The sequence below is a fragment of the Paenibacillus sp. FSL P2-0089 genome (assembly GCF_038595095.1).
Classification (GTDB): domain Bacteria; phylum Bacillota; class Bacilli; order Paenibacillales; family Paenibacillaceae; genus Paenibacillus_AQ; species Paenibacillus_AQ silagei.
The window spans coordinates 4,885,341-4,900,914 of record NZ_CP152006.1 but is presented as its reverse complement, the minus strand read 5'-3'; the positions used below and the strand labels follow the sequence as shown (position 1 = coordinate 4,900,914).

General features: G+C 56.5%; 11 protein-coding genes. 7 read left to right on the top strand and 4 right to left on the bottom strand.

Translation table 11 applies throughout. The features are described 5' to 3' along the window. Positions 1–25: 25 nt before the first annotated feature. Entirely contained in the window at positions 26–1,771 is a 1,746-nt protein-coding gene (locus NST69_RS20720) for an ATP-binding cassette domain-containing protein (RefSeq protein ID WP_340951348.1), read from the bottom strand. Positions 1,772–1,853: 82 nt separating this feature from the next. Further along, positions 1,854–2,762: an AraC family transcriptional regulator gene (locus tag NST69_RS20715; protein WP_036731732.1), complete on the bottom strand. Its 909-nt coding sequence runs from the start codon at positions 2,760–2,762 to the stop codon at positions 1,854–1,856. A gap of 157 nt (positions 2,763–2,919) precedes the next feature. Between NST69_RS20715 and NST69_RS20710 the strand changes: the two genes are divergently transcribed. From NST69_RS20710 to NST69_RS20695, 4 genes are all read left to right on the top strand, one after another. Further along, positions 2,920–5,592 carry a glycoside hydrolase family 78 protein gene (locus NST69_RS20710; protein ID WP_036731735.1) on the top strand — a complete coding sequence of 891 codons (2,673 nt, stop codon included), beginning with the start codon at positions 2,920–2,922 and terminating at the stop codon, positions 5,590–5,592. Between the two features lie 291 nt (positions 5,593–5,883). Beyond that, entirely contained in the window at positions 5,884–6,285 is a 402-nt protein-coding gene (locus NST69_RS20705; RefSeq protein ID WP_036731737.1) for an RrF2 family transcriptional regulator, read from the top strand. A gap of 183 nt (positions 6,286–6,468) precedes the next feature. After that, positions 6,469–7,401 carry a methyltransferase domain-containing protein gene (locus NST69_RS20700; RefSeq protein ID WP_051478586.1) on the top strand — a complete coding sequence of 311 codons (933 nt, stop codon included), beginning with the start codon at positions 6,469–6,471 and terminating at the stop codon, positions 7,399–7,401. 173 nt (positions 7,402–7,574) lie between these two features. After that, a complete protein-coding gene (locus NST69_RS20695) occupies positions 7,575–8,003 on the top strand; it encodes a GreA/GreB family elongation factor (protein ID WP_036731739.1) in 429 nt (142 codons plus the stop codon). 90 nt (positions 8,004–8,093) lie between these two features. Here the strand turns inward: NST69_RS20695 and NST69_RS20690 are convergent, their stop codons facing one another. Continuing rightward, on the bottom strand, positions 8,094–10,031 hold the full coding sequence (locus tag NST69_RS20690; protein ID WP_036731742.1) for an NAD(+) synthase: 1,938 nt from the start codon (positions 10,029–10,031) through the stop codon (positions 8,094–8,096). Positions 10,032–10,223: 192 nt separating this feature from the next. Here NST69_RS20690 and NST69_RS20685 point away from each other — a divergent pair, with 192 nt between their 5' ends. Beyond that, positions 10,224–11,063 carry an MBL fold metallo-hydrolase gene (locus tag NST69_RS20685; RefSeq protein ID WP_155991678.1) on the top strand — a complete coding sequence of 280 codons (840 nt, stop codon included), beginning with the start codon at positions 10,224–10,226 and terminating at the stop codon, positions 11,061–11,063. A 3-nt stretch (positions 11,064–11,066) separates the two neighbouring features. Here NST69_RS20685 and NST69_RS20680 read toward each other — a convergent pair whose 3' ends face one another. After that, positions 11,067–11,840: a DeoR/GlpR family DNA-binding transcription regulator gene (locus NST69_RS20680; RefSeq protein ID WP_036731747.1), complete on the bottom strand. Its 774-nt coding sequence runs from the start codon at positions 11,838–11,840 to the stop codon at positions 11,067–11,069. 320 nt (positions 11,841–12,160) lie between these two features. Between NST69_RS20680 and NST69_RS20675 the strand changes: the two genes are divergently transcribed. Together NST69_RS20675 and NST69_RS20670 are read left to right on the top strand one after the other, a co-directional pair. Continuing rightward, positions 12,161–13,927, top strand: a complete 1,767-nt coding sequence (locus NST69_RS20675) for an L-fucose isomerase (protein WP_342547001.1) — start codon at positions 12,161–12,163, stop codon at positions 13,925–13,927. 24 nt (positions 13,928–13,951) lie between these two features. Further along, positions 13,952–15,562 carry a rhamnulokinase family protein gene (locus NST69_RS20670; RefSeq protein WP_063830961.1) on the top strand — a complete coding sequence of 537 codons (1,611 nt, stop codon included), beginning with the start codon at positions 13,952–13,954 and terminating at the stop codon, positions 15,560–15,562. Positions 15,563–15,574 lie beyond the last annotated feature (12 nt).

The following is a 15,574-nucleotide window of genomic DNA, read 5'->3' as shown; positions in this document are numbered from 1 at the left end:
TGAACATATAACTGTTCTTGTCTGCTTACATCAGCTTAATCAGTTCTTCCAGCTCGACTACCAGACTCTTGGCAAGCTCAAAATTATTATCCTTCAGCGCCAGTTCTACCCGGGTCTCGGCTGCTTTCTTCTTCTGCTCCAGCTCCAGATAATCTTTATCGAAATGCCGGGCATAGATCATCTTCTTGAATTTCTTGATCGTCATCTTGCGGACCGTCTTATCGTCAATGATCAGCACATAGTCCATCCCGTTGACTACGGAATAGAAGTCATGGGAGATCATGAGAATCGCGCCCTTGTACTCCTGGATGGCTTGGTCCAGCGCGATTTGCGTGTAGGTGTCCAGATGGCTAGTCGGCTCGTCTAGCAGCAGGACATTGGCCTTCAGGGCAGACACCTTGGCCAGCTGTAACAAATTCTTTTCGCCGCCGGACAGGGCTGCTATTCTCTGGTTCACGATCTCGCCTTCAAAGCCGTAGCCTGCCAGATGGGAGCGGATCTCATCATACGTAGCCATCCCGGCCTCGATGAATTCTTCCAGCAGGGTGTTGGAATCGTTCAGCACTTCGCCTTGAAGCTGGGACAGATAAGCTACCGCAGCCTCCGGGCTGAGGGTTATAGAGTCGTGTTGGCCCCGCGCAATATCGCGCAGCAGGGTTGTTTTGCCGGTACCGTTCGGACCGATCAGGGCGACTTTATCACCAGCATTCAGCTCGAAGCTAACCTTGTCCAGCAGCAGCTCATCGAAGGCCGCCCGGTAATCCTGGACTGTCACTACAGGAGTGTCAGTGTCCTGCGGCTCATGCACCATCCCCAAATGAATCTGCGGCTGCTTAATGTCCACGAACGGCGCTTTGATTCTGCGGGCCTCCAGTCTTTCCTGGAACTTCACTCTCGCTTTCAGCGCTCTCCCTCTGGAGGCTTCTGAATTATACGTGGCGATCGCCCGGAGGTTGTCGATGATCACATCGTTGCGCTCAATCTCTTCCTGTTCAGCGAGGGCCAGCTCCTGCAGCTCTATTTTGGTCTGAAGGAGGGAGAGGTTGTATTCCAGGTAGCGGCCGTCAAACTCTTGGAGCTCCTTATTCTCCAGGTGAATGATTTTGTTAAAACAATGGTTAAGCAGATAACGGTTGTGCGTAACCACCAGCAGAATTCCCTTATGAGCGTTAATCAGCTGCCGGAGCGCATTCAGGTTCTCGAAGTCCAGGAAGACATCCGGCTCATCCATAATCAGGAAGTCGGGGCGGTTCAGCATTTCCTTCATTACCTGAACAAGCTTGAATTCCCCGCCGCTCAGCTCGGATACCTTGAGATCCCTGCGCTTCATGAGGTCTGCCAGATTCAGCTTTTTATGAATAAGACTCTCGTAATCATCTCCGCCCAAAGCCTCAAAAGCGTCCAGAGCCAGTTGATACTTCTCCAGCAGCGGCTCAATATCCGCCGAGGTCTCCATCTCAGTGCAGATGAGCTGTATTTCCTCCTGTAGCTTAATGAAAGGTCCGGCTATATATTCAAACACGGTGGTGTCTAGAGACTGGTCAGGCTTGGCGAACTGGCTCACATACCCGATGCTGCAATCAGGCTCCATCTCTATTGTACCGTCGAACAAATATCTGTTCCGGTCGATGAGAATATCGATCAGGGTGCTTTTTCCGCTGCCGCTGGTTCCGATAAAAGCGCAATGCTGCGCCTCTTCGAGCGTAAACGAAATGTCAGTGTAGAGCTCTTTTTGCGGGAAGGAGAAGGACAGGTGTTGAACTTTAATCATAGGACTACCTTTCTGTGTAGCTGGAATGGAGTTTACCGTTGATAGCCTAACACTATTTCCTGATAACATCAATGATTCCGCGTTAAAGTTGTTCCTCCGGGTTCACCGCTTCCATCTGTTTCCTTCCCGGTGTTTGCCGGTAGATCCCCGGTGTGGTACCGATAATCCGCTTGAACACCAGATTGAACGTTGACGGATCGCGGTAGCCTACCTGCTCTGCAATGAGGTGAACGGGCGAATTGGGCTGCTGGACCAGCAGCAGACAGCTTTTCTGAATCCGGACGTTCTGCAGGTACCGGTAGAAGGTCTGCCCGGTATGCGCCTTGAATAGCCGCTGAAGATGCCGTTCACTCCAGTCGAAGCTGCGTGAGAGATGCGTCAGGGTAATCTCCTGCACATAGTTCAGGTGGACATAATTCAGAATCTGCAAAAATTGCGTCTGCTTGCCCAACGGAAACTGAATCTCATCATGCTCCAGCCTGTAGATACTGATCAGAAGCTGAATGAACAGGGTCAGCAAATAGCTGTCCGAGCCGCTCTGCGGCAGGTGAAGCTCACGGTGAAGCGCCAGAAACAGGTTCTCTATGGAACCATTCAGATCCGTCAGGGAGAAGGAAGGCAGCCGTTGTTCTCTGATCTGCTCCAGGTAGGAGGCAATCGGCGGGTCTTGAATCACGCAGGCAAGACGGTCCAGCAGCTCCGGCTTAAACAAACAATTGTACACGACGAGCGGCTCGCGCAGAGAGCTGGGTGAAGACGGACGGAAGACATGGGACACGCCGACAGGAATGAAGTGCAGCTGGCCCTTGCCGGTCGGGTGAGCCTTCTGGCCGATATAATGAAAGCCTTTGCCCTCGGCCACGAAGGTCAGCTCCATGAAGTCATGGGAGTGAAGCGGAAGATCATAGGTCTCGGTAGCGCGGTTCACATATAACAGGAGATTGCCCCGGAAGAAATACTCCCCTTTTAGCGTATGGTTGGCCGAATCCATCAGTTCCCTCCTCCAGATGGCATAAAGTCCTTTTTACCCCGGTGAAATGTCCATATTGCAGGTCATGCAAACCAAGCGGAATCCTATAATTGTAATAGAAAGCGCATCATATATACAGGTATACAGGATTAATCCTATAAAAGGTGAGGTGTATTCAATGATAGCTATCCAAAAACCGCGAGTGGAGTATAAGGAGAATCCGCTGGGGCTGGATATCCGTAATCCAAGAATCAGCTGGCAGGTGAGTGCGGATGAGCGGGATGTAAGGCAGCAGGCATATCAATTACAGGTGGCAGGCGCGGCGGACTTCGGGAGCGTATGGTGGGATTCGGGCAGAGTGGAGTCCGGTGAATCTCTCCATATCGAGCTGAAGGGGCTGGAGCTGCAGTCCAGGACGCGTTATTATTACCGGGTGAAAATATGGGATCAGCACAATCGTCCCACGGAATGGTCCGAAGCAGCCTGGTGGGAGATGGGGCTGCTCTCGCCGGAGGAGTGGACCGCTGAATGGATTACGGCTCCGCTGGCCTGCCTTGCGGAAGACGCAGAGCAAAGCCCGCTGCTACGCGGGAACTTCCAGGTGGACCGGCCGCTCGCCCGGGCCCGGATCTATGTGACCAGTCTCGGGCTGTATGAGCTGGAGCTGAACGGAGCGCGGGTCGGAGACACTTATCTCAATCCTGGTTGGACCAGTTACAGCCATCGCTTGCAATACCAGACGTATGATGTGACCCCGCTGCTTACCCTTGGGGACAATTCGGCTGGTGCCTGGCTTGGGAACGGCTGGTACAAAGGGAATCTCGGCTGGGAGCACAGGAAGCATATCTATGGCAGCCGCACAGCGCTGCTGTTGCAGCTTCATCTCACTTATGAGGACGGCACGGAGCATATCATAGGGAGCGGCCCGCAGTGGAAGGTGTTGCCCGGCCCGCTGCTGATGTCGGAGCTGTATCACGGGGAAACCTATGACGCCCGCCTGGCGCAGCACGGCTTCAGCTTGCCGGGGTATGACGACACGTTGTGGACACCGCCGGAGATTCTTCCGTATGCCAAGAATATTTTGCTCGCCCAGGAGAATGATCCGGTCCGGGCGATCCAGGAATTGGCACCTGTTGCTCTCATCCGCACCCCGGCAGGGGAGACGGTGCTCGATATGGGCCAGAATATGGTCGGCTGGCTGCGGTTCACCGTAGATGGCGCGGCGGGTCAGGAGTATCAGCTGCGGCATTTCGAGGTGCTGGACCAGGGGGGCAATGTGTATACCGACAACCTCCGGACGGCCAGGCAGACCGTTACTTATATCGCCCGTGGCGGAGGCAGGGAGAGCTTCCAGCCGCGTTTTACCTTCCAGGGCTTCCGGTATGTGCAGCTAATCGGCTTCCCGGACCCGCTGAATCTGCAGGACTTCACAGGCGTGGTGCTGCATTCGGATATGGAGCCGACTGGCACCTTCATTTGCTCCAATGCACTGCTGAACCAGCTCCAGCACAACATTCTCTGGGGGCAAAAGGGCAATTTCGTCGATGTGCCGACCGACTGCCCGCAGCGTGACGAACGGTTAGGGTGGACCGGGGACGCGCAGATGTTCATCCGCACCTCGGCGTATCTGATGAATGTGGCGCCCTTTTTCAGCAAATGGCTCAAAGACCTGTCTGCGGATCAGCGGGAGGACGGCGGTGTCCCGTACGTGATTCCGCATGTGCTGGATGAGAATTCGCATTCCTCTGCGGCCTGGGGCGATGCGGCGGTAATCTGTCCGTGGACGATCTACCAGTGTTATGGGGATAAGCGGATTCTGGAGCAGCAGTACAGCAGCATGCAGGGCTGGGTGGAGTATATCCGCCGCCAGGGGACGGAGGAGTTCCTGTGGAATACCGGCAACCATTTCGGTGACTGGCTGGGGCTGGATTCCAAGCCGGACAGTCATGTGGGTGCTACGGACAGAAATTATATCGCAACAGCCTTCTATGCCTATTCGGTCCAGCTGATGGAGAAGACGGCGAAGGTGCTGGGCCGGGCAGAAGATGTAGAGGAATACTCGCAGCTTCATAGCCGGGTCAAGGATGCGTTCAACCAAGCGTATATCATACCAGCGGGGGAGGAAGGTCCAGCTACCCAAACAGCCTGTGTGCTGGCGCTAATGTTCGGACTGGTGGAAGGAAGTGCAAAGGACCGCACGGTTGCGAGACTTGTCCAGCTGCTGGAAGCGAGCGGGTATCACCTTACGACAGGCTTCGTCGGCACACCATACTTAAATCTGGTGCTGGCGGATGCGGGACATTACGAGGCTGCCTACAAGCTGCTGCTCCAGATGGACTATCCATCCTGGCTGTATCAGATTACACAAGGCGCAACTACGATCTGGGAGCACTGGGACGGGATTAAGGAGGATGGCAGCTTCTGGAGCAAGGAGATGAATTCCTTCAATCACTATGCTTACGGGGCGGTAGGGGATTTCCTGTACCGCCATGTGGCCGGGATCGAGCAGACAGAGGAAGGGCCGGGCTATAAGCAGTTCCTGATCCAGCCGCATCCGGGAGGCGGACTGACCTCGGCTGCCGCCAGTCTGGAATCCATGTACGGGACGATCCGCTCCGAATGGACGATAGATTCCGGGACAATCGGGCTGATCGCCGTGATTCCCCCGAATACCTCAGCTACGGTGCTGTTGCCGGACGCCTTGCTGGCCGAAGTGTCGGAGACAGGAATGGCGGCCGGGCAGCCGCTTGAGCAGGTCCCAGGCATTCATTCCGCTGAGCAGCTGGCACAGGTGGTGAAGGTTACACTTGGCTCGGGGGAATACAGATTCCAGTACCCTTTGCGGAAGTAAGTGGCGTGTAGACGGGCTATTTCAGCCATTGATAATGCTGCGATGCAGAGCCCTCGGGAGTACGGGGCTCTGTTTTTTTTTGCGGCGCGTGGGCTGGATGTAGGCGAAAAACCGAACACAATGCGCCGAGGCGGACGTAAGCGGGCTGTCTAAAGGACAACAAATCCGTACCCACTTGTTATCTTTCCCCATCCCCCCTCCCGGTGCTTGCAATCTCCCTGCATAAGGGCTATCATAGACAAATGAAGTCTGTAATTGCGGACATAGTCCATAGGTAAGGTGGAATAAGACATGAAGTACTCCAAAGCAACGAACTACGCCCTGCACACGATGCTGTTCCTGGTGGCGCACACTCCCGATAAGCCGATGGGCGTGCAGCAGCTTGCCGAGCGGCAGAATGTATCGCCAACGTATTTATCCAAGATTCTGACCAAGCTGGTCAAGGCCGGGCTTATCGAGTCTGCATCCGGTGCGAATGGCGGGTATCGTCTGCGGCGCAAGGGGAACGAAATCTCGTTCCTGGATATCATCCATGCCATTGAAGGCACAGCGTCGCTGTTTGACTGCGCCCTGGACCATCCCAGCGAGTGTCTGATTCAGCAGGAGATGGTCAAGGCCGAAGGGCAGATGGAAGACTATTTGCGTAACAAAATGATGTCCGAGCTTGCCGGGAAAATGCTGTCCATGCATTAAGCTATGGCATCTTGCTGCGTCAAACTGTGTGCTGCTATTTCCCGCTGCAACGGATACCGTCCCTTCAGGGGCGGTATAGCCGTTGCAACTTAGCGGGTATTATAGATATTCAAAATCTTTTAAGTCTGTGTAATTGTATTGCAGTTAAGACAATCAAGACACTCAGGAGAGGATGAATTAGTAATGAATAACGGATTATTCGATGCAAGCGTATGGGAGAAGGCCTGGAAGGAAGATCCCAAGGCAATGGCCAACAAGTTCAAGGCGATGGGCATGAACCCGCACACGAGCTTCGATCATAAAGCGCAGGTGTTCAATGAAGAGGTATTCAGCAGTGCCGGGCGGGACCGGAGTGAGCGGATTATCGGCTGGATGGAAGGCCAGGGTGTGGATTTTAACGGGTTGACTGTTCTCGATGTGGGGGCGGCTTCGGGCGGGTTCACGGTTCCTTTTATCGAGCGGGGGGCCAAGGTTACAGCAGTAGAGCCTAATGTTCCCTTGGCGGAGCTGTTCCTGAAGAACACGGCCGGAGCGGCTACGGGACAGGTGGAGCTGGTGCATGAAGCATTCGAGAATATCGACATTGCCGCGCGGGGCTGGCTGAATGCCTTCGATCTGGTCTTCGTGTCCATGTGTCCTGCGGTCTTCGACTGGGAGAGCACGGAGAAGGTGATCAGCTGTGCCCGGAAATACTGTTATATCAGCACCTCGGCAGGTGTGCAGGAGCATAGCCTGATGAATGAAGTATTGCCGCTGCTGACGGGCCGGGAGGTTCATGCAGAGTCCTCGGATATGGCTTATCTGACTCAATTATTATATTTGAAGGGCTATTCCTATGAGACGATCATTACCCGCGAAGCGAAAAGCAAGGAGCTATCACTGGAGGCAGCAGCCGCAGAGGTGATGGAGATGCTGCCGCTGCATCATCTGGATGGGGGAGAGGCTACCCGCAAGGCAGTTACGGATTATCTGCACACGGCATACCCGCAGCAGCAAGTCGTTGTCCGCCAAGGCGGACGGTTCGGCAAGGTGCTGATCAAGCTGCAGGACCTGAATATGTACAGCCGGGCCGTTGCCGGAACGTCCGGGAAATCTGCCGATTCTGTGAAGCGTTGAACCGGAGCGCGCCATCCCCTGCACATGAGATTGTCTTTCCCGGGAAAGATGCTATCATAGAGAATAGGTCCCTGCGCGGGATCTATTTTCTTATATGGGAGGACTGAGGGCTATGAGCAGGAACAAGCGTATTTTCGAGCATGACCTGATGAAGAAGGTAGGTGAAATCTACTATGAGCCATAGTCTCAGAACAGTTTCCTTACGCGAGGAGCTGGTGCAGCAGCTGGTCTATCTCGATGAGCATAAATTCTCCATTCTGGACAGGGGAACATGGGAGTCCCCGGCTGAGCGGGCAGAGGTACAGGCGATGATCAAGCGTTATCAGGAGACGGTGGAGCGGATTCTGTCCGGTGACAACGATGCGCTAGAGCGTTCTATGGTGCTGGTCGGGTCCCGGGTGTCGCTGCGGATCGGCCAGGAGACGCTTGATGAGCCGTACCGGATTGTCATCCCCGGTGAAGCCGAGCTGGATGAATTCTGCATCTCACTCTGGTCGCCCATGGGCAGAGGGCTGATTCTGGCGTGCCCGGGAGAGACGGTAACGATTCAGACTCCGTTCGGCAGCGATGAAGTCTTGATTCTTGATAATCGGTACGAGTGAAGCAGATTGCTGACAAAAGAGGCGTCCCTGATCATCCTGCGATGATGGGGGACGCCTCTTTGCCTTAGGCCATGCTGCTGCGGCCAGGAGCTACAGTTCTTCGATTTCCTGCAGCCAGAGCGCGGCGGAAGCATCGCTTGGCATGCGCCAGTCGCCGCGCGGCGAGAGGCTGACCGTACCGACCTTCGGTCCGTCCGGCAGGCAGGAGCGCTTGAACTGCTGGGTGAAGAAGCGGGTGACGAACACCTTCAGCCAGGCGGTTAGCTGCTCCTTAGGATAGGCTTCGCCGAAGGCGTGCTGGGCGAGATAGAGCATTTTGCCGGGAGAAGCGCCTGTACGCAGCATGTAATACAGGAAGAAGTCATGCACAATGTAAGGGCCCAGAATATTCTCGGTCAGCTGGACAATCTCTCCGGTTGCCGAAGGTGGCAGCAGCTCCGGGCTGATTCCGGTCTCGATAATGCTGTAGAGATACTTGCTCACCGTCTCGTGTGCTTCGTGGTCTGCATACCAGGCGACAACATACTGGATCAGCGTCTTCGGAATGCCCGAATTCACGCTGTACATCGACATATGGTCGCCGTTATAGGTACACCAGCCCAGCGCCAGCTCGGACAGGTCGCCCGTGCCGATGACAATCCCGCCGTTCTTGTTGGCGAGGTCCATCAGAATCTGGGTACGCTCGCGGGCTTGTACGTTCTCGTATGTCAGGTCATGCACCTCGGGGTCGTGGCCGATGTCCGCGAAATGCTGGAGGCAGGCCGCCTTGATGTCAACGACCTTCATCGAGGCGCCGAGTGCCTTGATCAAGCCTACCGCGTTGTCGTACGTGCGGCTGGTCGTGCCGAAGCCCGGCATTGTGACCGCCAGCACATCACTGGCCGGACGCCCGAGCAGCTCCATAGCCCGCACGGCAACCAGCAGCGCAAGCGTAGAGTCGAGGCCGCCGGAGATGCCGATCACAGCCTGCTTGGTGCCGATGTGGCGGATGCGCTTCATCAGACCGGAGGTCTGGATCGAGAGAATCTCCTGGCAGCGTTCGTCCCGCTGGAGCGGATTGCCCGGCACGAACGGGTTGACGCCTACGCTTCGTTTCAGCTCCCGCCGGGTGCTGCTGCTGAGCGGCGCAGCGTAGAGAATCTCGCGGTAATTGCGTCCGCCCTTGCCGGCCCGGAACGTTCCCATCACGGTGCGGGAATACTGCATCCGCGGCAGGTCAATGTCGGCGGTAATCATCCGGCTCTCGTGGGTGAAGCGTTCCGATTCGGCCAGCAGCTGGCCGTTCTCCGCGATCAGCGAATGTCCGCCGAAGACAACGTCTGTTGTCGACTCGCCGGTATTACAGCTGGCATAGACATAACCGGCCACACAGGAGGCAGACTGACTGCCGACCAGCTGGCGGCGGTAATCAGCCTTGCCGACCAGCTCGTTGCTGGCCGACGGGTTGAACAGCAGCGTGGCCCCGGCCTGGGCCAGCAGGCTGCTTGGCGGCACCGGCACCCAGAGATCCTCGCAGATCTCCACACCGAACGACAGGTTCCCGTCACTCTCACAGGCAAAAATCAGATCATTGCCCACCGGCACCGCCGATCCGCCGATCCGCAGCTCGGTCACCTCCAGCTCCTCGGCTCCGGCGAACCAGCGCGGCTCATAGAATTCGCTGTAGCCGGGAATGCAGGTCTTGACCACAATCCCGAGAATCCGGCCCTGCTGGAGGACAGCGGCACAGTTAAACAGCCTGCTCTTGATGGAGACCGGCAGACCGGCAATGACAATCATCCGGTGCTCTGCCGTTGCGGCTGTAATCCGCAGCAGCGCCTGCATCGCGGATTCCAGCAGCCGGGGCTGGAGGAACAGGTCCGCACAGCTGTAGCCGGTGATGCACAGCTCCGGGAGTACCAGGTACTCCACCTCCTGGGTGCTGGCTGTATTGATGGCTTCAATTATCTGGTCTGCATTGAATACGCAGTCGGCCACCCGGAGTTCCGGGGAAGCGGCGGCGACTCTTGCGAATCCGTAATTCTGCATTCATTTCACCTGTCCTTTATCTGTCCATTATAGAAGTAGACTATCTAATAATTGTACCCATGAAATGGCATTGGTAACAAGCAGGGATTATCACAAGCGCTTCCATTTGTCTTCTCGCGGGTATAAACTAAACAGGGATGAAACAGCCAGCTATGATGAATGAGCGATAGAAGAGGAAGGGAGCAACCCGCTATGCCATTAGCAGGACCAGAATTAATCGAAGAAATCCGCAGCACAGAGGTGCCTTACGGCTGCCTGGCGGTCTGGTTTCTCGGACAAGCCAGCGTTATTGTCAAGGGCGCAGATGTAACCGTATATATTGACCCGTATGTATCACCGAATCCGGACCGCAGCTTCCCGCCGCCGGTTGCACCGGCAGATATTAAGAATATGGAGGTCTGCCTGATTACCCACGACCATTCGGATCATCTGGATGAGGAGGCCCTGCCCGTGCTTGCCGGGCTGAATCCGCAGGCGCAGTTCATGGCTCCGGCGGTCTGCCTGGAGCGTCTGCAGGAGCTGGGCATCGGCAAGGAGCAGCTGACCGCTGCCTTGCCTCCCGGTGAAGCAGAGCCTGCAAGCGGGCTGAAGGTCATTCCCGTTGCAGCGGCGCACGAACAGCTGGACTGCGATGAACAGGGCAATCCCAAGTATGTCGGCTACATTCTGGAGCTGAACGGGGTGACGCTCTATCATGCCGGGGACACCGTGCTGTTCCCTGAGCTGATTGAGGAGGTAGGTAGCCGCAAGATCGATCTGGCGCTGCTGCCGATTAACGGACGCGACTATTACCGGGGAAGCCGCAATATCGTCGGCAATATGAATTACCGGGAAGCGGCGGAATTTGCGGCAACCTCAGGCTTTGAGACCGTGGTTCCGCTGCATTATGACCTGTTCGCCGGCAACACCGAGAATCCGGGCTATTTCGTGGATTACCTGTACCGCCACTTCCCGGAGCAGAAGTTCCATATGATGGCCAGAGCGGAACGGTTCGTGTACGTGTCGGCGCAGGCTTTTAAGCGTGAGCATTAAGACTTATTGTGAATCCGCAGGATAGAGCAGGGAGATCTGATACTTGGCAAGGAACTCCATCCATTCCTCAGACGGCCGCTGATCGGTGACGATATAATCGACCTTGTCGAAGCTGAACAGCCGGATGAAGGCGATCCGGTCGAACTTGGAATGGTCAGCCAGCAGGACCACCTTGCTCGCCTGCTGCTGCATCAGCACCTTAAGCTCGGTCTCCGCCTCGTTGGAATCACAGAGTCCGCCGTTCATGGAGAGTGCCTTGCAGCTGAAAATAGCCACATCCACATTATATTTCAGGATGGTCTGCGAGGCCGTAGGCCCTACGAAAGAGCTGGTCTCCGGCCCGAGCAGGCCCCCCGTGGAGATGAGCTTTTGCCCGGAATGCTGGAATTCTGACAATACCGCCAGGGAATTGGTGATGATGGTCAGATTTTTTTTGTCCTCGACGATTCTCCGCAAGCCTTCAAAAGCCGTTGTGCTGGTGTCCGTCATCACACTGTCCCCGTCATTAATCAGCTCCAGCAACCTTGCCGCAATCATCCGCTTCGCTTCAATGTTGACCTGATGCCTGTGCGAGTAGGAAGGGTCCTCGTTGGTGTGGACGTTCAGAATCGCCCCGCCGTAATTCTTCTTGGCAATGCCCTCCTTGTCCAGCCGGTCGAGATCGCGCCGGATCGTCTCCTCCGATACACCGAATTTCTGCGCCAGATCCGCAACGTGAACCTTCTTATGCCTGTAGAGCTCATTAATGACCAGATCCCGCCGTTCAAAAGCCTTCATATTATGCCCACCCTTACGTTATGTAGTTGTATACAGTTTACTATAATCTGCTGCCTAACATAAATCCCGCAATCACAGAGGATTCCACAGTTTAACGTCATTATATCACACAAAACCACATAACAACCAAAATTAATGTGTGGAATAGTGTTGACTTTGCAGGTGAGTGATTCTATGATGTAGAGGAAATGGAAAGCCTGCGGCGAAAGACAAGAGGGTGCAGACCGCAGAGGCTGTATTTGGTAGCGCTTACTAATCGGAGCTATAGCTCCAGTGTAATGTTCTCATACCATTAACTAATGATCCGGGGAGGAACAGCAGTGACAGCAAAATATCCGAAGATTGGAATCCGGCCGACAATTGACGGCAGAAGACGCGGGGTGCGCGAATCGCTGGAGGCGCAGACGATGGGCATGGCGCAGCGCGTGGCGGCATTTTTGCAGGAGAATGTAAGGTATCCGGATGGTTCACAGGTGGAGTGTATCATTGCCGATTCTACGATTGGCGGCGTGAAGGAGGCTGCTGCGGCGGCGCAGAAGTTCGCGGGTGCAGGTGTAGGCGTATCCATTACAGTCACCCCGTGCTGGTGCTATGGATCGGAAACGATGGACATGGATGCGACAATTCCGCATGCGGTATGGGGTTTCAACGGAACGGAGCGCCCCGGGGCGGTATATCTGGCGGCAGTTCTGTCTGCTTATGCGCAAAAAGGCATTCCGGCCTTCGGCATCTACGGAGAGGATGTCCAGGAATCCAGCAGCGAGGAGATCCCGGCGGATGTTCAGGTGAAGCTGCTGCAATTCGCGAAGTCCGCGCTGGCTGCTGCTCTGATGAAGGGGAAGTCCTATCTGTCGATGGGCTCCGTGTCTATGGGGATTGCCGGTTCCATCGTCAACGAGCAGTTCTTCCAGGAATATCTCGGCATGCGCAATGAATATATCGATATGTCTGAATTTGTACGCAGATTTGAGGAAGGGATCTATGATCCCGAGGAGTTCGCGCGGGCGCTGGCCTGGGTGAAGGACAACTGCCGTGTGGGGGCGGATAATAACCCGCAGCATCTGCAGCTCAGTGAAGAGGTTAAGGAAGAGCAGTGGGAGACGGTTGTCAAAATGACGCTGATTGCCCGTGATCTCATGACCGGCAATCCGCAGCTTGCAAAGCTTGGCTTCGAAGAAGAAGCGGGTGGTCACAATGCCCTGCTGGGCGGCTTCCAGGGCCAGCGGCAATGGACCGACCATTTCCCGAACGGCGACTTCATGGAGACGATTCTGAACTCCTCGTTCGACTGGAACGGCAGACGGGCACCTTATATCGTCGCCACCGAGAATGACAGCCTGAACGGGGTAACGATGCTGTTCAATTATCTGCTGACGAATACGGCGCAGATCTTTGCCGATGTGCGCACCTTCTGGAGTCCGGCTGCCGTGAAGCGAGTGACCGGGTATGACCTTGCGGGAGCGGCGGCAGGCGGTCTGCTGCATCTGATTAATTCGGGCTCGGCAGCGCTGGACGGCACCGGCGAGCAGAGCATTGACGGCAAGCCGGCGATCAAGCCGTTCTGGGACATCACGGATGAAGAGGCAGCTGCCTGTATCGCACAGACCCAGTTCCGCCCGGCTTCCCAGGAATATTTCCGGGGAGGCGGCTTCTCCACGGACTACCTGACCCGGGGCGGCATGCCGGTCACCATGGCCCGGCTCAATCTGGTCAAGGGTCTGGGACCTGTGCTCCAGCTGGTAGAGGGCTATACTGTTGAGCTGCCGGGAGAGGTTCATGAAACGCTCGACCAGCGCACAGACCCTACCTGGCCGACAACTTGGTTCGCTCCGAAGCTGACCGGCAAGGGCTCGTTCCAGTCTGTCTACGATGTGATGAACAATTGGGGTGCCAATCACGGGGCGATCAGCTACGGACATATTGGCGCAGAGCTCATTACGCTGGCCTCGATCCTGCGGATTCCGGTCAGTATGCATAACGTGGAAGAAACGCGGATTTTCCGCCCGCGCGTCTGGTCGCTGTTCGGCACAGAGAATCTGGAGAGTGCCGATTACAGAGCCTGCCGCAACTTTGGCCCGCTCTACTAATCCTCCACGTGAAGAGGTGGGAAGATGACAGAGGCGAAGACGCAAGTTATGGAGGTAACCGGTAACCAAGGAATCCGGCTGCTGGCCATCGACCTGGGAGCCAGCTCCGGCAGAGTGATGCTGGGAAGCTACAGGGACGGAAAGGTGACGGTGGAGGAGATTCACCGCTTCCCTAACGGACCGGTAGAGGTCAACGGACATTTGCACTGGGATGTGCAGCGGCTGCTTGAGGAGCTCAAGCAAGGGATTGCAGCGGCTGCGGCAAAGTATGGCCCTCTGCGCTCTCTGAGCGTGGATACCTGGGGAGTCGACTACGGCCTGCTGGATGAGCAGGGCGGGCTGCTGGACGCTCCGCATCATTACAGGGATCAGCGGGCGGCGGACTTCGCTTCAGTACTAGAGGCTGCGCTGCCTCCGGCAGAGCAATTCAAGCTGACGGGCAACCAGTCCAGCCCGATTAATACGGTGTATCAATTGTTTGCCGATCTTATGGCGAAGCCGGAGCTGCGGACAACCGCCAGACAGCTGCTGCTGATGCCGGATCTGTTCAATTATATGCTCAGCGGTGTGGCCGTGGCCGAGCAGACCATCTGGAGCACCAGCGGCCTGCTGAATCCGCAGTCCACAGCGCCTGCAGCCGAAGTGCTGCGCAGGCTGGGGCTGCCGGTGACGCTTGTGCCCCGGCTGGTTCCGGCAGGCACGGTGCTGGGGGAGCTCCGGCCCGCACTCCAGGAAGAGCTGGGCAGCGGCCCGCTCCAGATCATCGCTGGAGCCTCGCATGATACGGCTTCCGCCGTGGCGTCCATTCCTTACGGCGGATTCGACTCTAACTGCACCGATGCTAGCTGTGTCGGCCCTGGCAGCGCTGATCCTAGCAACGCCGATCTTAGCTCCCCAGATCCAAGCTCCGCCGGACCTGACCGGCCCGCCGGACTCAGCCCCACGCTGCCGTCCGCTGCATTCATCAGCTGCGGAACCTGGTCGCTGGTCGGCCTGGAGACGGCGGAGCCCATATTAAGCGATGCCGCCCGGGCCAGCGGCTTCACTAACGAGAGCGGCTTCGGCGGCACCAACCGGCTGCTGAAGAATATCACCGGCCTCTGGCTGCTCCAGGAGACCCAGCGGTGCTGGGCTGAAGCGGGGGAACGGCTCAGCCATCAGGAAGCCGCCGAGCTGGCCGGGCAGCTGGACCGGTCCAAGGCGTGCATCGCCATGCTGGACCCGAATGATCCGCTCTTCAGCACACCGGGCGATATGCCGCTGCGGATTGAATCCTACTGCATCCGCACCGGGCAGCCGGTGCCGCAGACCCGGGCGGAGATCATCCGCTCGATTCTGGAGAGCTTGGCCCGGTCGTACGCGGATACGATCCGAGAGCTGGAGGCGCTAACCGGCCATCCGGTGCGCTGCATTCACATGGTCGGCGGCGGCATTCAGAACAAGCTGCTGTGCCAGCTGACGGCGGATGCCACCGGCAAAGAGGTTATTGCCGGACCGGTAGAAGCGAGCGCGATCGGTAACCTTTTGGTGCAATTGACGGCGCTCGGTGCTGTCGATCCCGCAGAGGTCCGCAGGGTGGCAGCCCGGTCCTGCTCAACGCTCCGGTATCAGCCGTCTTTAATACATCAGAACTGACAAGCTTCATAC